At 60.3% G+C, this 18732-nt stretch carries 15 protein-coding genes; 9 read left to right on the top strand and 6 right to left on the bottom strand.

From position 1 onward, the window contains the following. Positions 1 to 447: 447 nt before the first annotated feature. Both BN3659_RS07795 and BN3659_RS07790 read right to left on the bottom strand, forming a co-directional pair. The gene (locus tag BN3659_RS07795; RefSeq protein WP_091535953.1) at positions 448 to 1173 is read right to left on the bottom strand and encodes a YebC/PmpR family DNA-binding transcriptional regulator; all 726 of its coding nucleotides are present in this window, start codon (positions 1171 to 1173) and stop codon (positions 448 to 450) included. Between the two features lie 113 nt (positions 1174 to 1286). Then, positions 1287 to 5888, bottom strand: coding sequence for a BACON domain-containing protein (locus BN3659_RS07790; RefSeq protein WP_091535951.1), 4602 nt, complete (start codon positions 5886 to 5888; stop codon positions 1287 to 1289). 124 nt (positions 5889 to 6012) lie between these two features. Between BN3659_RS07790 and BN3659_RS07785 the strand changes: the two genes are divergently transcribed. From BN3659_RS07785 to BN3659_RS07775, 3 genes are read left to right on the top strand one after another with little or no spacing between them, the layout of a single operon-like run. Then, positions 6013 to 6390, top strand: coding sequence for a VOC family protein (locus BN3659_RS07785; protein WP_091535949.1), 378 nt, complete (start codon positions 6013 to 6015; stop codon positions 6388 to 6390). 7 nt (positions 6391 to 6397) lie between these two features. Continuing rightward, complete coding sequence (locus BN3659_RS07780; RefSeq protein ID WP_091535947.1) at positions 6398 to 6970, top strand: L-threonylcarbamoyladenylate synthase; 573 nt, start codon at positions 6398 to 6400, stop codon at positions 6968 to 6970. Positions 6971 to 6987: 17 nt separating this feature from the next. Then, positions 6988 to 7383: an acyl-CoA thioesterase gene (locus BN3659_RS07775; RefSeq protein WP_091535944.1), complete on the top strand. Its 396-nt coding sequence runs from the start codon at positions 6988 to 6990 to the stop codon at positions 7381 to 7383. Here BN3659_RS07775 and BN3659_RS07770 read toward each other — a convergent pair. The 4 genes from BN3659_RS07770 to BN3659_RS07755 all read right to left on the bottom strand — a co-directional run bounded on the left by BN3659_RS07770 (position 7304) and on the right by BN3659_RS07755 (position 11632). Further along, the gene (locus BN3659_RS07770; protein ID WP_091535941.1) at positions 7304 to 8257 is read right to left on the bottom strand and encodes a DMT family transporter; all 954 of its coding nucleotides are present in this window, start codon (positions 8255 to 8257) and stop codon (positions 7304 to 7306) included. The genes BN3659_RS07775 and BN3659_RS07770 overlap by 80 nt on opposite strands. Positions 8258 to 8440: 183 nt before the next feature. After that, entirely contained in the window at positions 8441 to 9187 is a 747-nt protein-coding gene (locus BN3659_RS07765; protein WP_171847735.1) for an Ig-like domain-containing protein, read from the bottom strand. 319 nt (positions 9188 to 9506) lie between these two features. Beyond that, complete coding sequence (locus tag BN3659_RS07760) at positions 9507 to 10913, bottom strand: CCA tRNA nucleotidyltransferase (protein ID WP_091536094.1); 1407 nt, start codon at positions 10911 to 10913, stop codon at positions 9507 to 9509. A gap of 5 nt (positions 10914 to 10918) precedes the next feature. Continuing rightward, positions 10919 to 11632, bottom strand: a complete 714-nt coding sequence (locus BN3659_RS07755; protein WP_091536092.1) for a pyridoxine 5'-phosphate synthase — start codon at positions 11630 to 11632, stop codon at positions 10919 to 10921. Between the two features lie 51 nt (positions 11633 to 11683). Between BN3659_RS07755 and BN3659_RS07750 the strand changes: the two genes are divergently transcribed. The 6 genes from BN3659_RS07750 to BN3659_RS07725 all read left to right on the top strand — a co-directional run bounded on the left by BN3659_RS07750 (position 11684) and on the right by BN3659_RS07725 (position 18326). After that, entirely contained in the window at positions 11684 to 12562 is an 879-nt protein-coding gene (locus BN3659_RS07750) for an NAD(+)/NADH kinase (RefSeq protein WP_091535937.1), read from the top strand. A 118-nt stretch (positions 12563 to 12680) separates the two neighbouring features. Continuing rightward, positions 12681 to 13433, top strand: a complete 753-nt coding sequence (gene uppS / locus BN3659_RS07745) for a polyprenyl diphosphate synthase (RefSeq protein WP_091535934.1) — start codon at positions 12681 to 12683, stop codon at positions 13431 to 13433. A 154-nt stretch (positions 13434 to 13587) separates the two neighbouring features. Beyond that, on the top strand, positions 13588 to 15999 hold the full coding sequence (gene bamA / locus BN3659_RS07740; protein ID WP_224757833.1) for an outer membrane protein assembly factor BamA: 2412 nt from the start codon (positions 13588 to 13590) through the stop codon (positions 15997 to 15999). Positions 16000 to 16106: 107 nt separating this feature from the next. Beyond that, the gene (locus BN3659_RS07735) at positions 16107 to 16613 is read left to right on the top strand and encodes an OmpH/Skp family outer membrane protein (RefSeq protein ID WP_091535931.1); all 507 of its coding nucleotides are present in this window, start codon (positions 16107 to 16109) and stop codon (positions 16611 to 16613) included. Positions 16614 to 16651: 38 nt separating this feature from the next. Then, the gene (locus BN3659_RS07730) at positions 16652 to 17233 is read left to right on the top strand and encodes an OmpH/Skp family outer membrane protein (RefSeq protein ID WP_091535929.1); all 582 of its coding nucleotides are present in this window, start codon (positions 16652 to 16654) and stop codon (positions 17231 to 17233) included. Positions 17234 to 17540: 307 nt separating this feature from the next. After that, positions 17541 to 18326 (top strand): helix-turn-helix domain-containing protein, encoded by a 786-nt coding sequence (locus BN3659_RS07725; protein WP_224757829.1) that lies wholly within the window; start codon positions 17541 to 17543, stop codon positions 18324 to 18326. Positions 18327 to 18732 lie beyond the last annotated feature (406 nt).

Genomic DNA, 18732 nt, shown 5'->3' with positions numbered 1-18732 from the left:
TCCGAAAGCGAACCATTTCGTTAAGCCGAGCGCAGAGCCGAACTCGTTCGAGCTATGCCGAGGCGAGAAATGGACGAAAGAAATTCAACGTTTTCGATAAGCCGAGGGCAATCCGGGTTCGCTCAAAGATTGCCGAGGCGGGAAACGACCGAGTGAAACCGCTCGTCTGCATCAAGCCGGGTCCGCTCCGGCGGTTGCCGGGACCGGAAACGAAGCATGAAACACCAACGTTTCGACGAGGCGGGAAAAGGTAGAAACGTCTCCTTCTTTCGCGTCATCGCCATCGCGGTTCCCGATGCCGGCACTTTCGCAGCGAACCGGCCACAGAAAAGAGGAAGTCCGGGGCGAAAGCAGACGAAAAGCGGACGAGCCGAATCCCGATCCGCCCCATCCGCTGCTTCTGCCGAACACTTCCGCGAAAGACACGAAAGCCGCGAAAACCGCAATCTACTCCTCTTCGGGTTCTTTCATATTGTGGTAGACGTTCGTTACGTCGTCGTCCTCTTCGAGCCGCTCCACGAGCTTTTCGACCGACTCGCGCCCTTCGGCGTCGAGCTCCTTCGAATCGGTCGGCAGATAGACCGATTCGCCCGAAACGATCTCGTAGCCGCGTTCGTCGAGCCACTTCTGGATGGCCCCGAACGACTCGTAAGGTGCATAGACCGTTACGCCGTCCTCTTCGGGATAGAACTCGTCCACACCGAGATCGATCATTTCCAACTCCAGCTCTTCGAAATCGGTGCCGGCCGGCGCATGGAATTTGAACGTGCATTTGTGCTCGAACATGAAGGCTACGCTGCCGCTGTTGCCCAGCGTACCGCCGCATTTGTTGAAGTGCATGCGCACATTGGCCACCGTGCGGTTGGTGTTGTCCGTCGCAGTCTCCACGAGGAAAGCGATACCGTGAGGGCCGTATCCTTCGTAAACGACCTCCTTGTAGTCGGCGGCATCCTTCTCGGTGGCGCGCTTGATCGCACGCTCCACATTCTCCTTCGGCATGTTCTCCGCCTTGGCGTTCTGGATGAGAATGCGCAGCCGCGTGTTCGCCGAAGGATCGGGACCCGCGGCTTTCACAGCGATTTCGATCTCCTTGCCGAGCTTGGTGAACGTGCGGGCCATATGTCCCCAACGCTTCAGTTTGCGGGCCTTACGGTATTCAAATGCTCTTCCCATAGTGGTTATGCTTTATTTATATTTTTCATTCGCAGCGCAAAATTACAAAAAATAAACGATTTCGCCTATTCTCCGCGAAAAAACTCCGGCAGCGTCCTTCGGCGCCATACCGGTCAGCGGTCCTGCACGACGACCGGCGGCGGCAACGGCCCGTAGCGGCGGCGCGGCGCCGTGTTGCGTGCCCGCACGCGGGCAGCGGCCCGGTTGCGGGCGTCCCAAAGCACGAACTCCTCGTAATCATAGCCCCATTCGGGCCCATAGGCCAGCCACATGATGCGCATGTAGATCGCCTCGCGCGACGGAGCGTTGAATCCGCCCGCGTTGTCCCGCATGATGCTGTTCTCCGAAGGCCGGTAGGCTCCTTCGATATGTCCGCAGGCTCCTTCGAACACGCCGAGGCGCTCCTCGTCGTAGCGGCTGTCCGAAAGGAAGCGGCTCCATTTCACCGAAGCCGGGTCGGCCGTGAAATCGACATTCCGCCACCAGCCATAGGGTTCCCATGCCTCGTAATCGTCGATTTTATCCTGCGGCATGGGCAGAAAACTCGTATCGTATTCGTCGGCGAGTTTCGCAAAACCGTGTCCGCCCGCTTCATGGTGCAGCAGTTGGGCGAACATCTCGTCGTCTTTTCCGAGCGGGAAATAACAGAGCGCGCATCCCGATCCATAACCGCTCTTGCCGGAATAGGCGAGATAGCTGGTCCCGGCATACTTGCCGGAATTCATCAGCACGACGATCAGCGTTTCGTCCAGATCCTCCTCCGTGATCGCCGGAACCGCAAGGGCGTATTCCCGGCAGAGCTCGTTGTCTCCGCCCACCTCGGCTCCGGTTTTGAAATAGGTTCCGAGCGCGTTTTTCGAACCTTTGAAATAGCCTTCGTGCTTCGAAACGGCCGTTACCGCATATACATTGAAACAACTGCGGAAAGAGGCGAAAGGCTCCTCTTCGAAGAAATGTTCCATGGCCGTGCGCATGGTCGCCTCGTACACGCCGTCCCGAATGTTCCGGTCGGTGAATCCGTCGCCCATCAGCACGATATTGATTCCGGCTCCGCGCGTGGCTTTCTGCAGGAGCTGCACCTGTTTATCCGCCGAATAATCGGTCGATTCGTAGGGTTCGTACTCTTTGAACCAGTCCCGAATGAAAGCGAACGCATCGTCGTCGGTGCCTTCGAAGCAGTTCCAGACGACTTGGGATTCCCGATCGACGATATTGATCGCAGGAAAGAACGACACACGGTGTATTTCGTTCGCAGGATGTTCGTCGCCGACGCACACGACCGGCCATTCGATACGCATCCGGTCCGCATATTCCCGGATTTCCTCCAGCGGTTCGTAGGCATATCCGACGATCTGCATGCCGTATTGCCTGTAATCGTCGTACATGGCGTTCAGCTTCGACACGGCTCTGCCGGATTCGGCATCCTCCGTGCTGAACTGGAAGAGCACCGTAAGCTCCTTTTCCGAATAGATCTGCCCCGAACTCAACACCTCGTCGTTCATGTCGCGGACTATGAATTCGGGCGCCGGCAGCGCGGAATAGCCGCTCAATCCCTCACCGTACTGGTCGAGCACCGATCCCCAGCATTTGCGCCAAAGCGGTTCGCGCATCAGCAGGCCGGAAGGCAGCGTACCGGAAAAACGGTTGTGCTCCAGCCGGAGCGTTTCCAGAGCATACATCCGGCCGAATACGTCGGGCAGCGGGCCCGACATCTGCGCATCGTGCAGGTCCAACGTATGCAGTCGCGCCAGATGCCCGATCGACCGGGGAAGGTCTCCGCTGATGCAGGTCGACGAGAGATCGAGCGTTTCGAGCTGCTCCAGATTCCCGATCGCAGCGGATATGAGCCCCGAGAGCGGATTACCGCGCAATTCGAGCGACCTGAGCCTGCTCAGTCCGTACACGGCATCGGGAATCGGCCCCGTAAAGGCGTTCGACGAGAGGTCCACGACCTCAAGCAGCGGCGAACCCTCCGCCACCGGCGCGATGGATCCCATGAGCCCCGCCTCCGAAGCCCGTATCTCCGTCAGCTCCGACAGATTGCGGAAGGATTCGGGCAAACGCCCCGTAAAGTCGTTCCGGGAAAGGTTCAACACGCGGAGCTGCGAAAGAGCTCCCATCGACCCGGGCAGATCGCCACCCATGCCGTTGCCGCTCAGATCGAGCTCCCCGAGCCGCTGCAACTGCCCGAACACATCGGGCAGCGAGCCGGTGATCCGGTTATCTTTCAGATCGAGACGAAGTAGCCCCTTCAAATCCCCGATCTCGGCCGGTATCCGTCCGCTCAGGCCGTTATCCGGCAGCCGAATCTCCGTTACCCTCCCGCCCGACACGGTTACGCCATACCACGTCCCGACAGGGCGGTCCGAGCACCAGCCGTCGCTCTTTTTCCAGTTTCCGCCGCCGGTCGCACGGTAGAAGGCGGCGAGCGCCTTGCGTTCGATGGATTCGGGATCGGCAGAGGCGCTCTGCAAAACGGAGATCATCTGGGTGATTCCTCCGCCGCTGACCGCAATCAGACCCTCCCGCTCCTCGTCCGCGGGTGCCGCTTCGAACCGCAGGAGCCGGCTCCCGAAAGCACGGGTCTCGACATGCGAAAGCCACTCGCGGGCCTGCGCTTCGATTTCGACCTCCAACGGCACGTTCGCCTCGACGTCGAATACGAGCGTACCGCCCTCCAGCCCTACCGTGCAGAGCGACTGCGCCACGACGAGCGCATTCTTCTGCAACTGCACGAAGCGCACCCTCTCCTCCTCTCCGGTCGTCGTGTTGCGCACGACGACTTCCGCCTCGCGGCTCTCGTAGGTTTCGTTCGGATCGGCCGTATAATAGATCGAGTTCTTTCCCGAATTGCGGGTTTCGACATTGCGGTGCAGCCAGCCGACTTCGGGATCGGCAACTGTGTAATCTCCCGTCGCCCGAATCTCGACTTTCGACAGGCCGCCTTCGGCCGGCAGCGTGTATTCGTGTTCCGAGACGACCACGGCATGCACCGGCAACTGGAAAATCCGGAACTTCTGCACCGGGCTCCCGTCGTCCGGAACGAGCCGCACGGTCGCCACGCGGTAGGTGTCGTCCGGATTGGGTGCAGCCTTGAATCTCAGTGTTTCGACATATCCCCGCGTCTCGATCTGCTCGATCCAGTCGTCCGAAATGTCCACCGTGAACGCATAGCCCGGCACATAGAGTACCTCCACCTCGATTTCGCCGCCTTCGTTCGGCACGTCGTAACTGTCGCAGGCCGCCGCCAGCGCATTTTCCGCCATCTGCTCGATGTCCACGCTCGATGCGAATTTCAAGACCGGAGACGTAAAACCGATGTAAGCGGAGCGCGGCCCGCCGGTCTGGTTCCGTTCGACATGGAAATACACTTCGCTTCCGACCGTTTTCACATGACGCAGCCAGTCTTTCGCACCGCTGTATATTTCGAACGAAAACGGAATGCCGGGCTGCACCGAGACCACGCAATCCCCGCCCTCCCACGGCAGGAGCGACTCATCCGGCGAGATCACGGCGGACAGTTCGTCCGACTGCACGATCCGTATCTTCCGGAGAATTTCGTCGTCGCTTCCCAGAATCGACACCTCCGCCTCGCGGGAAAGGTTCCCTTCGCTGGCGTCGATTTTCAGGATCACCTCTTCGGTCTGCGTCGAACGGGTCCACCGACGGTAGACCCGTTCGATCCAGTCGCAGGGGATATGGAGCTTCACGGCGTTATTGTACCGGACGTCGAACACGACATATCCCCCGGCCGGCGAGATCTTGTAAAAATCCTTGGATACGACCGCTGCGTCCTTGCCTTTCTGGAGGACGCGGACCGAGTTCGCAACGCCCGTGGCGCGGTCCGTGAAGCGGATCACGGCCGAGCGGTCCTCCTCCGAGGTATTCTCCGCGACGGCGAAATAGAGCGTATGGCTCGACAGCACGCGCGTCGAGACATCCTCGATCCACTCCGCATCGGGCATCCCGACCTCGTAATCCACATTGCTGCAAAGATCCACCTGAATCGTCCCGGCGGCAGCCGAGAGCACGTATTCGTCCTGCGAAACGACGATCGCCGGATCGCTGCCCTCCTGATAGACGCGCACCGTCTCCTCGCGTCCCCCGCCGAAGACGCGGATGTGTCCGGCACGCACCGGTCCGCCTTCGTAGGAGGCCACCCTGAAACGGAGCTTCGAAGTCTGCATGCCCCGCGTGTTCTCCGCCTCGATCCAGTCGCGGCACTCCACGTCTATTTCGTAATCGAACGAAACATTCGATTCGACCTCCACCTCCACAGTTCCGCCGGCCGGCTCCATCTCGAATTTCGAACGGGTCAGCGTCAGCGCGTCGATCCCCTTCTGCGTAACGACCACGTTCTTGCTCACGTCGCCGCACCGGATCATGATCGTGGCGTTGCGTTCCAGCTCCGACGTGTTTTCGGCGACCTTCACCCGCACCCATGCCGTACCGGCGCCGCCTTTCGAAGGGGTTACCCCGCACCATTCGTCCGCAGGCGCCGACACGACCGCCCTCCAAGCTCCCTCGACCTGAAACCAGATTTCGGCCGTTCCCTCCTCCGGCGCGAAGACCAGCGAGCGGTTCTCCTCTTCGAGACGGATGGACGGCACCGGATCCCCGGGTTCGGCCGCACCGTCGTCCGCACATCCGGCCCATGCGGCACAGACGAACGACAGAAGGCAAAATTTCGGAATGAATTTGGGAAAAAGGTTCATAGGCGGCTCGATTTCGATCTACAAATATAAAAAAAGTTTGCCGAGCTGCCCGCCGGAGCCGGACGGATCGTATGGAATTTGCGCAAATATTTTTAATTTTGCACGGTTAACCATCCGACCGCTTATGGAAATCAAAGGGAAATTCGATCATTTCAACATCAACGTCTCCGACCTCGGACGCAGCCTCGACTTCTACGCCAAGGCGCTGGGACTGCATGAACTGAAACGCAAGCAGGCCCCCGACGGCTCGTTCACGCTCGTCTATCTGGGCGACGGTCAGACCCCCTTCCGTCTGGAGCTGACATGGCTGCGCGACAAGGAGGGCGCCTACGAATTGGGCGACAACGAAAGCCACCTGTGCTTCCGCGTGGCGGGCGACTATGATGCCGCACGCGCCTTCCACCGCGACATGGGCTGCATCTGCTACGAAAATCACGACATGGGGCTCTACTTCATCGCCGATCCGGACGACTACTGGATCGAAGTGCTGCCCGAAAAATGAACCGCCTATGGAATCCATCCAGCAAGAGGTCGAAGAAGCCGTGCGCACGCTCCGCGCAGGCGGACTGATCCTCTATCCCACCGACACGGTCTGGGGCATCGGCTGCGACGCGGCGAACGCCGAAGCCGTGGCCAGAATCTATGCCCTCAAGGGCAGCGAGAACAAAAAGGCGATGCTCGTGCTCTGCGCATCGGCCGACATGGTCGTGCGCTATGCGAACAGGGCGCCCGGAATCGCTTTCGAGGTGATGGAACTCGCCGACAAACCCCTGACGCTGATCCTTCCGGGCGCTTCGGGTCTGGCGGAGAATCTCATCCCCGAGGAGGGCACGCTCGGCGTGCGCATTCCGGATCACGAGTTCTGCCGCCGCCTGCTCCGCGCTTTCGGCCGCCCCGTGGTCTCGACTTCGGCCAATCGCTCGGGCGAACCGGCTGCCGCAACGCTCGCCGACACCGCGCGCGGGATCGTCGAAGGCGTCGACTTCGTGGTCGACCCCCGTTTCGAAGGCCACCCCACCCGCAAGCCCTCTTCGATCGTCGCCTTCACCGAGGACGGCGCCGTCCGGATCATCCGCGAATAATCTCCACTCTCCGAATTATGGCACGCACGCTCACCACTCCCATTCAGAAACGCTTCGCCGACATCGACTCGTTCCAGCACGTCAACAACGTCTCGCAACAGATGTACTTCGATGTCGGCAAACTCGACTACTACGACAAGATTCTGGGCGAAGAGGTCCTGCTGGGGCGTCTCCGCATCGTAACGGTCGCCACCTCGACCTCCTACATCGGGCAGGTCCGCTTCACCGACTCGGTCCGCGTAACCACGACCTGCGAGAAGATCGGCACGAAGAGCATCACCCTCCTGCAACGGCTCATGGCCGGCGACGAGGTGCGGAGCGAAAGCCGCTCGGTCATGGCTGCGTTCGATTTCGAGGAGCAGCGGGCGGTGCCGGTTCCCGACTCATGGCGCGAACGATTGCTTCGCGATTGAACCCCAGCACCACGAGGATGATCCCCGCGAAGATGAAGACGGCCGCCAGCAGATTCGAAGCATCGAACTTCGCCTGCTTGCGGACGATGGCGAGAACGGCCGCGATGAGCGGCTGGATGTAACGGTAGAGGGCCGTATGCACCGAAGTGAGTTTCTCGGTGCCGCGGTAGAGCAGATACATCGGCAGCACCGTCCCGAGAATCAGAATATAGGCCAGTTCGGCCTGTGCGAACACCGGCAGGCGGAAAAAATCCGTATGTCCGATGTATTTCCAGAAAAAGGGGGCCGTGATCGCCAGTCCGATGATGTAGTACCACCCCATCACCACCAGCGTCCCGAACCGTTCGAGCTGCGGTTTGATAATCACCGTATTGATCGCAATGGCCACCACGGCGCACAACACCAGCGCATTGCCGTAGGCCTCGCTGCCGTGCGTCAGCACGAAACCTTCGTCGAAAATCAGAATGCCCGCTCCGGCCAGCGCGAAGACCACGCCGACGATCCGCACGGGCCGCACCCTGCGGCGGTGCAGGACGTGGGCCATGATGAGCGTGAAGGCCGGTCCGAGCGTCGAGATGGTCGAAGCGTCGATCGGCGAGGTGAAGGAAGAGCCCCAAAGCAGCACATACATCCACCCGTAGACGACGAGCAGCGTAACGATCAGAATATTGCCGAAATCGCGCCGCGCGATGCGGTACGACCGTCTGGAAAAGACGGCGAACGGGATGAAGAAAAGGGCGCCCGAGAGCACCTGCAACATGAATATCTGCTCAAAATCGAGAAAGTCGCGCGTCAGCGACACATAGAACGAAAAATTCGCGCCGAAAAAGACGTTTGCGAAGATCAGATCGAGGTTATAGCGCAGTTTTGCCATGCGACCGATCGAAGGCAACTTTTATGCAAATCGGTCTCGGCGGCCCCGGGCACCCATCGACCCGCCGCCCTCCCATCCGCGGCATTCCCCGCCCCGTCGACGCACGGAGCGCCTACTCCCCTGCGGGTATCCGTCCTCCCGCTCTGCGGGGCCACGAATGCGCAGCGTCCGGCCCCACGCAGATCAGGACTTCCGACACACGGTCTTCCCGTCCGGCTCCGGCCCGGTCAACGAGACCTCCACGTCGCAGACGGCCCTGAAACCGCCGTCGTCGGTGATCGCCTCGATCGTCGCCTGCCCCGAAACGGCTACGGCCCGCGCCACTCCGTTTTCCACCGTTACGACGCTCGTGTCGGAGCTTCGCCAGACGACGTTTTTATTCGTCGCGTCCTGCGGCAGCACCTCGACCTCGAGCGCGACGGGGACCTCCGAGTCGATCGTTATCTTCGGGAGCGCAAATTCGATCCCCTCGACAGCGACGTAATCCTCCGCCGTATTGTCCGTCCGCTCCATACGGATCTCCGCGGACACGCCGCGGTCTTCGAACGTCAGCACGGCATTGTCGTACCTCACGCTGTGAAACGTCAGACGGAACGCCACGCGGCTTCCGTCATAGATCGTCAGCAGATCGTCCGTCCGTTCGAACGTCCCGTTCAGCCCGCCCGTCAACGGCCCCTCGCAAATGCAGACTCCGTTCGTAAAAAAACGGAACGTCGCATTGTATTCCTCGAAACGGTTCGGAGAGACATACTCCCACTCCCCGTCGATTTCGACATAGGCGCACTTCCATGTACCGTAAATCTGAGAATCCGTCAATGCCTCGACGGCCGGCTCCTCCTGCGAACATCCGGCCGAAACCGCTCCGACCGCCAGCGCGACCGCACCGAGCAAAAAAATCCTTATGCCTCTCATCGCTTCATCCGCAACCATATATGCACTGTTTTCAGCCCCTCTGAAGATATGCTGGATTCTATCCGCCATAAGGCGAAGCCGGCTCTCCCCCCCCCGTCCTCGAACGGCATGTCCCGCCGTAGCGTTCTCCGTTGTTTCACCCGCGCCGCCTCCCCTGCTTTCTCCGCACTTCGCCTGCCCGAAAACTGCGGCATCCGCTCCTCACACGAACTTTTCGACGCCTCCCGGACGAAGGAAAAGCGACGGCAACGCCCGCCGCACCGGATGCGGCGAACAACCCGCAGACTGCCCCCTCAGGCCGCCGGATACACCCGCGCGGCGGACGACCTCCCGCCGATCACTCCGCTCGGTCCGCCCGCACCAGACCGCGTTCGGCAGCCAGCCGCTCCATCAGCGCGAAGGCCGCATCGTAGTCGTTCGGGATCTCGCCGTCGAGGATGGCGTTCTTGATGATCTCCTTGATCTCTCCGATCGCACGGCACGGGGGCAGCCCGTAGGTGCGCATGATCGTCTCGCCCGTAACCGGAGGCTGGAAATTGCGGATGCGATCGCGTTCTTCGAGGTCCCGCATCTTGCGGCGCACCAGCTCGAAATTGGCCATGTAGCGCTTCACCTTGGCGTCGATGCCCGAGGTGATGTCCGCCTCGCAGAGGGTCATCAGCCGCTCCACGTCGTCGCCCGCCTCGAAGAGCAGCCGCCGCACGGCCGAATCGGTTACCAGATCCTCGGAGAGAATGATGGGCCGCAGATGCAGGAAGACCATCTTCTGCACGAACTTCATGTGTTCGTTCAGCGGAAGTTTGAGTCGCCGGAAAATCTCGGGCACCATCTTCGAACCGAGCACCTCGTGGCCGTGGAACGTCCATCCGACCTTCGGATCGTAGGCCTTGGTGAGCGGTTTGGCGATGTCGTGCAACACGGCGGCCCACCTCAACCACAGATCGTCCGAGCGCCGCGCCACGTTGTCCAGCACCTTGAGCGTGTGGATGAAATTGTCCTTATGGGCATGCTTCCCCACGCGGTCGACTCCCTTCAGGCGGTGCATCTCGGGGAAGATCAGTTCGAGCAGTCCGGTCAGTTCGAGCAGTTCGAACCCCATCGACGGCACGGGCGAGAGGACGATCTTGTTCAGCTCCGCGGCGATGCGTTCGCGCGACACGATGCGGATGCGCTCGCGGTTGCGGCGGATGGCGTCGAACGTCTCCGGCTCGATGTCGAAACCCAACTGTGCGGCGAAGCGCACCGCGCGCATCATCCGCAGCGGATCGTCCGAAAAGGTTACGTCCGGATCGCACGGCGTGCGGATCGTGCATGCCTCCAGATCGTCCATCCCCCCGAACGGATCGACCAGCTCGCCGAACGTCGCGCCGTTGAGCGACCAAGCCATCGCGTTGATCGTGAAATCCCGGCGGCGCTGATCGTCTTCGAGCGTACCGGCTTCGACATGAGGTTTGCGCGAATCGCGCGTATAGGACTCCTTGCGCGCGCCCACGAATTCGATCTCGATCCCCTTCGCACGTACCATGGCCGTCCCGAACGTCTTGAAGACGGAGACCCGCGCATGCAGCTCGGCGCCGAGCGCCTCGGCGATTTCGATGCCGCTGCCGACCACCACCACGTCGATGTCGGTCGAGGGGCGGCGCAGGTAGTAGTCCCGCACGTACCCGCCCACGACGAACGCACGCACGCCGCGCCGGTCGGCGATGCGCTGGATGCGACGGAATATGGGATCCGAGAGCGGCATGCGACTCATTCCAGACAGCGGCGGTAGAGCGCCACCGTATTTTCCAATCCGTAATAAAGCGCGTCGCAGATCAGCGCATGGCCGATCGAGACCTCGTCGAGCCACGGAATCCGCTCGGCGAAGTAGCGCAGATTTTCGAGGTTCAGGTCGTGGCCCGCATTCAGTCCGAGGCCTTGCCGCCGCGCCTCCTCCGCCGCTGCGACATAGGCCGCTACGGCCTTCTCACGGCCGGTGCGGTAGTTGCGGGCATAGGCCTCGGTGTAAAGTTCCACGCGGTCGGCGCCGCATGCACGGGCCCCCGCGACCATCGCGGGATCGGGATCGACGAAGAGCGAGACGCGGATACCCTTTTCGCGGAAACGCGCCGCGACGTCGGTCAGAAAAGCGCGGTTGGCGACCGTGTCCCACCCTGCGTTCGACGTGATGGCGTCGGGTGCGTCGGGCACGAGCGTAACCTGCGCGGGCAGCACTTCGCACACGAGGTCCACGAACGACGGTATGGGATTCCCTTCCACATTGAGTTCGGTCCGAACCGCACGCTTCAGGTCGCGCACGTCGGCATAACGAATATGACGGGCATCGGGCCGCGGATGCACGGTGATCCCGTCGGCGCCGAAACGTTCGACATCGCAGGCGGCCCGCACCACATCGGGCAGGTTTCCGCCGCGCGAGTTGCGTAGCACGGCAATCTTATTGACGTTTACACTTAACTTTGTCATAAAATCGTTATATTTGCGATCCAAAGATACGAAATTTTCGAAACTCCGCCGATGAACATCCTACTTTTTTCACTGCCTCGCCGAAGCCCCAGCGCCGGAGATATCCGGCGGATTTTCGACGCCGCCGAGCGCCACGGCTTCACCTGCGCCGTCAACGAAGAGTTCGCCGCCGAGGCCGCGGCGCTCGCCGGACGCACGATCCCGCCCGAACGCATCTACGGCGCCGAAGCCTGCGTCCACGGCACCGAAGCCCTCATGGTGAGCTACGGCGGAGACGGGACGCTGCTCGAAGGGGCTCACCGCCTGCACGGAGCGCCGGTCCCGATCGTGGGGATCAACTCGGGGCATCTGGGCTTCCTCACGACCGTTCCGACGGCCGGCATCGGCCAACTGTTCGACGACATCGCCGCAGGCCGCATCCGGACCGAAGCCCGGACACAGATCGAAGTCGGCGGCGATTTCGACCGGACGCCCGACTCGCCGCTGGCCCTCAACGAGTTCACCATTCAGCGCCACGGTGCGGGAATGATCTCGGTCGAGACCTACGTCGACGGACAGATGGTCGCCACCTACCACGGCGACGGCGTGCTGGTCTGCACCCCCACCGGCTCCACGGCCTACTCGCTCAGCGCCGGAGGGCCCGTGGTGGCTCCGCAGTGCAACTGTCTGGTGATCTCGCCGCTGGCCCCCCACAACCTCACCATGCGCCCCGTGGTGGTTCCCGACACGGCCGAAATCTCCCTGCACGTCCACTCGCGGCAGGCCGACGGATTCGTAACGCTCGACAACCGGCTCTATCCCGTGCGGGACGGCGCCTCGTTCACGGTGCGCCGCTCCGACCGCCGGATTTATTTGGCCGTACCGCACAATATATCGTTTTACGACACGTTAAGGAATAAAATGATGTGGGGCATCGACATCCGCAGCTAATGAACAGAATACGACCAATGACGGCACACCCCGGAGCCCCCGCGGCCATGAAATACGTTCCAGCTCTTCCCGAACGCTGCCGATTGAATTTATTTCCCTATATTTGCACCCTATAATTATGAGTGAACGAAACCGTACACCGCAACACGTCGCGATCATCATGGACGGGAACGGCCGCTGGGCAGAGCTGCGCGGTCTGGAACGCTGCGAAGGTCATGCGCACGGCGTCGAACCCGTGAGGGCTTCGCTGCGCGCAGCCGTGCGGCACGGGGTGCGCTACCTGACGCTCTACGCCTTCTCGACCGAGAACTGGGGCCGTCCCCGCGAAGAGGTCGGCGCCCTCATGGAACTCTTCTGCCGCTGCGTGGCCAGCGAAATGTCCGAGCTACTGCGCGAAGGGGTGCGCGTGCGGGTGATCGGCGACCGGAGCCGTTTTTCGGAGGAGGTACGCGAAAGTCTCGAACGGCTCGAAGCGCAGACCCGCGCAGGCGAGCGTCTCACGCTCGTGCTGGCGCTCGACTACTCGTCGCGGGCCGAGCTCACGGATGCCGTGCGCCGGCTGGCCCGCGAAGCGGCCGCCGGACGCCTCTCGCCCGACGCGATCGGCGAAGCCACGGTCTCCGACGCGCTCTGGACGGCCGGCATTCCCGATCCGGATCTGGTGATCCGCACCAGCGGCGAACAACGTCTGAGCAACTTTCTGCTCTGGCAGGCTTCCTATGCGGAGCTCTGGTTCCCCGAGGTGCTGTGGCCCGATTTCACGGAGGCGACCTTCGCCGAAGCGCTCGCGGAGTATGCGCGCCGCGACCGCCGCTTCGGACTGGTAAAGCAAAATGAAGACAGAAACAGAACAGATGAACCACTTCGGTAAGATACTTCTGACCGCAGCGGCCGTGCTGCTGGGATCGGGCTGCCTGCATGCCCTGACAGCCGGCAACCGAACGGGAGCGGCGGCATCCGCACCGGCGCTCTCCGCCGCGGACAGCACGGCGACGGAAACGCCCCCTTTCCCCGATGACGCCCCGATGCTGGACGGCCCTCAGAAACGCTATATCCTGCGCCGGGTAAACGTCCGCGGCGTGCAGTACCTCAATCAGGAGAGCATCGCGGCTTCGGCCGGTCTCATTCCGGGCGACTCGATCTTCCTGCCGAGCGATTTCATTCCGCAGGCCATCTCGCGTCTGTGGGACCGCCGTCTGTTCTCCGACGTGAAGATGGGCGCCACGATCGAAGGCGATTCGGTCGATCTGGAGCTTTTCCTCAAGGAGCGGCCCCGCGTGTACGAATGGAAATTCGAAGGCATCACGAAGGGCAAGCAGAAAGATCTGGCCGAAAAGCTCAAGCTGCGCCGCGGCACGGAACTGTCGGACTACGTGATCGACAAGAACAAGCGTCTGATCCAAGCCTACTGGGCGGAAAAAGGATTCCGGAACACCGAGGTGGACGTGCGCATCGAAAACGACAGCCTGCGTCCCAACGTCGTGAACGTAACGTTCGTCGTGGATCGCAAGAACAAGGTCAAGATCGGCCGCATCGACTTCTCGGGAAACGAAAGCTTCACGGACAAACGGCTGCGGCGGACCTTCAAGAAGACCCACCAGAAGAGCCTCAACTTCTTCCGCAACACCAAACTCAACGAGACCGACTACGAGGACGACAAGGAGCTGCTGATCGACTTCTACAATTCGAAAGGCTACCGCAACGCTTCGATCCTGCGCGACTCGATCTACAAGATCGACGACAAGCGGCTCGGCATCGCCATCGAACTTTCCGAAGGCAACAAATTCTACATCCGCGACATCACGTGGGTCGGCAACTCGGTCTATCCGACCGAAGAGTTGCAACGCATGTTCGGATTCGCGAAGGGCGACACCTACGACAAGAAGTCCATGCACAAACGGCTCGGCATCGGCCGCGAGATCGACCCCGAAGGCATGTCCGTCTCGTCGCTCTACCAGAACGAAGGCTATCTCATGTCGCAGATCGACCCGTCGGAGATCATCGTAGGCCCTGACTCGATCGACCTCGAAATCAAAGTTTTCGAGGGCAAACCCTTCACCATCAACGAAGTCAACATCTCGGGCAATAACCGTGTGGACGACGAAGTCATCCGCCGCGAACTCTACACGCGGCCGGGCGAACTCTACAACCGCGCCCTGCTGATGCAAACGCTGCGCATGCTCAACTCGATGGGACACTTCAACGCCGAATCGCTGATGCCGGAAATCCTCCCGGTCCCCATGTCGAACGATCTGGTGGACATCGGGTTCCCGCTCGAAGAGACCGCCTCCGATCAGTTCAACATCGCCGGCGGCTGGGGCTCGGGCACCTTCGTGGGTTCGGTCGGCATCACGCTGAACAATCTTTCGGTCAAAAACCTCTTCAAGAAGGGGGCATGGCGCCCCTATCCGATGGGACAGAACCAGCGGCTTTCGATCTCGGCCCAGACCAACGGAACCTATTACAAGGCTTTCGCCCTGAGTTTCACCGATCCGTGGCTCGGCGGCCGCAAGCCCAATTCGTTCACGTTGCAGGCCCACTTCTCCGAACAGAACGACGCCTACTACCTCTGGCAGAAGAGTACGCAGTATTTCCGCACCTACGGCGTCGCCGCCGGTCTGGGCAAGCGTCTGAGCTGGCCCGACCCCAACTTCACGCTCTACACCGAACTGAGCTACGAACGCTACTCGCTCAAGGACTGGGACTACTTCGTGATGAAAAACGGTTCGGCAAACCTGCTCTCGCTGAAGTTCGTCTTCGGGCGCAGCTCGGTCGACCAGCCGCTCTATCCCCGCCGCGGCTCGGATTTCAGCGCCTCGGTGCAGCTCACGCCCCCCTACTCGCTCTTCGACGGCAAGGATTACAGCGACCGGTCGATGAGCGACAGCGAACGCTACAAATGGATCGAATTCCACAAGTGGCAGTTCAAGGTGCAGTGGTATCAGGCATTGAGCCGCAACTCGAACCTCGTGTTGATGGCCAAAGCCGAAATGGGTTACCTCGGCAACTACAACCGGCATAAGGTCTCGCCTTTCCAGCGCTTCGAGGTTGGCGGCGACGGCATGTCGGGATACAACATCTACGGCATCGACATCATCGGCATGCGCGGCTACGAAGACGGCGCGCTCGACCCCACGTCCGAATACTCGTGCGCCTACAACAAATACACGCTCGAACTGCGTTATCCGGTGATTCTGAAACCCTCGTCCACGATCTACGTGCTGGGCTTCCTCGAAGGCGGCAACGGCTTCACCTCGTGGAAAACCTTCTCGCCCTTCAAGATCAAACGCTCGGCCGGTCTCGGCGTACGCCTCTACCTGCCCGTAGTCGGCATGCTGGGCATCGACTGGGGGTACGGTTTCGACCACCCCAATCAGGGAGACACGAGCAAACCCTTCGGCAGCAAGTTCAGTTTCGTCATCGGACAACAGTTCTGACAACCCGTCCGGGCCCGAAATTCCGCATCCGCAGTCCGAAACCGAACGGTATGGCAGCAAAATTGAAAAATAATAGTTATTTTTAACCGATAAAAAAACACAGGATTATGAAAAAGATCTTTTTATCCGCACTCTTCGTCCTCCTCGCGGCAGGTGCGGCATCGGCACAGAACTGCATAATCATCGACAGCGAAAAGGTCTTCAAGTCGCTCGCGGAGTACACCTCGGCCCTCGACACGCTCGACAAACTGGGCGAAGCCTATCAGGCCGACGTGGACAAACGGTTCGCCGAGGTGGAAAACCTCTACAACACCTACATGGCCCAGAAAGCCTCGCTCTCCGCCGCCGCCCGTCAGTCGCGCGAAGAGACGATCCTGCAAAAAGAGAAGGAGGCGACCGAATACCAGCAGAGCATCTTCGGAGCCGACGGCACGCTGATGAAAAAGCGCATCGAACTGATCCAGCCGATCCAGAAAAAGGTGTTCGACGCCATCGAGACCTACGCCGAACAACACGGCTACGATCTGGTGCTCGATTCGTCGGGCAATGCCTCGCTGCTCTACAATAGTCCGAAACTGGACCACACGCAGCAGGTGATCGAGGCCCTCAAATAACGGAAACTCTTAAAAATCGACAAACTAAAAACCATCTTATGAAAAAAGCAGTCAAACTGACCCTCGCGATTGCGATGATGATGGGCGCCACGTCGCTCTTCGCGCAGAAATTCGGCCGCATCGACATGCAGGCCCTAATCTATTCCATGCCCGAAACCAAGGACATGCAGCTCAAAATGGAGGAATTCACGAAGAATCTGTCGGATACCTATCAAACGATGGAGGTCGAATTCAATACGAAATATCAGGAATTCACCAAGAATCAGGCTACGATGACGGACGCCGTGCGTCAGATGAAGGAGAAGGAGCTCAACGAACTGGCGAGCCGACGCGACGAATTCATCCAGATGGCGCAGCAGGACCAGCAGAAGGAGCAGACCCGTCTCTACACGCCGATCTATCAGAAAGCACAGAATGCCGTCGACCAGATCGCGAAGGCCGGCGGCTACACCGTCATTTTCCAAACGGGGCAGCAACCCTATCTCGACGAAGCTGCGGTTACGGACATTCTCGCCGAGGTGCAGACTTCGCTGGGCATCGATCCGGTCGCGGCTGCCAAAGCACTGGCCGAAGCCGCCAACACCGCGGGCAACGGCGCAGAGACTTCGGCCGTCAACTGATCCGTACTCCGGATACGGCAGAAAACGCAGGCTTCCCGGCCTGCGTTTCTATTTTCATCCGCGGACGACACCGCGGAATTTCCTGCAAATTGTTCAATATTTCCTCCGGATAAACTTTTCAGAGCATAAGGCGCGTTATATTTGCATATCCGAATTTTGCAAACAGACTGCTATGACCAAACACGATAAAACGCCGGAAATTCCCTGTTTCACCATTCCTGTCCTCGCGGATATGGGCGATAGACAAGGGACTCCCGTATCCGGTCCGCTTTTCCGGAATTTTCTGATCGCCAAAACCGATTCGAAAATGGAAGCCTTCCAATTCCCGTGCAGAATCGGGGCCATCACCATCGGAATCTGCACCGCCGGAGAAAGCCGCATCCTCTCGAACCTCAGGGAATACACCCTCACGGAAGGCTCCATGTTCGTCAGCACGCCGCAGAATATCCTGCAAGTATATTCGGAACACGACTTCCGCTGCGACGTGCTGGCCATTTCGCCCGACTTCATGCGGCAGATACATATCAATCCCCAGTATCTATTGCCGGTGCTGATGGTTTTCGGCGACCAGCAGTGCTTCCCGCTATCGGAAGCGAACCGTAGCGCACTGCACCATCTGATCCTCCAGATCGAAACCGAAATGCAGGTCGCTTCGGGCACGCATTTCACCACCGAAATCATCAGCGGGCTCATTTCGGCGACGATCTACAAAATCGGCGACATCCTCACCCGTCGGATCGAGCAGTGCCCGCCTCAGGAACAACCGCGGCGCAATCGGGCCGAGACCTACTTCCGGCAATTCATGCAACTGCTGAGCGAATCCTTCAAAACGGAACGGTCGGTGGCCTACTATGCCCGCCGGATGTGCATCACGCCGAAGTACCTCACCACACTCATCAAACGCATCAGCAACAAGTCCGTATCGGAGTGGATCGACGAATACGTCATTCTGGAGGCCAAAACCCTGCTCAAATATTCGAACATGAGCATTCAGGAGATCGCCTATCACCTCAACTTCCCGAACCAGTCGTTTTTCGGCAGCTATTTCAAACGCAACACGGGACTTTCGCCCTCGCAGTACAAACAGTCGTGAACCCCGCCCGCAGCGTGCGCGAAGAGGGCTTTGCCGGAATCCGGCAAAGCCGCGCAATCGCCGGTTCCGTCGGCAGTCCGCCGCCCCCAATGCGGCGGCCGCGGCTCGTTGCCGCCTCCGCCGGTATGCCGGGTACGAACCGCAAATGCTTTTTGTCCTTTCGCTGCCGGTAAAGTGCGACGGGACGGTGCCCGCAAGCGTGTTTCTGCACCCTTGCCCTACAAGCAGAGAGAAACCCGCGTGCAGGCAAAGTCATTCGCAAGGAAAAGAGATGCGGCCCCGGATGCACGATAAGCCGAAAAGGACGGCAGCGCAGGTTCGCGGGCAAGGCATGCACAAGCGAATGCGTACCTGCACGACGCCCGTCCGACGACGAACGCAGCACGAACAGCCCGGGACGTTTCGC

Source organism: Alistipes sp. CHKCI003 (assembly GCF_900021155.1).
Classification (GTDB): Bacteria; Bacteroidota; Bacteroidia; order Bacteroidales; family Rikenellaceae; genus Alistipes; species Alistipes excrementavium.
Note: the sequence above shows the minus strand (reverse complement) of the source record. Positions and strands in the feature narration are given on the sequence as shown.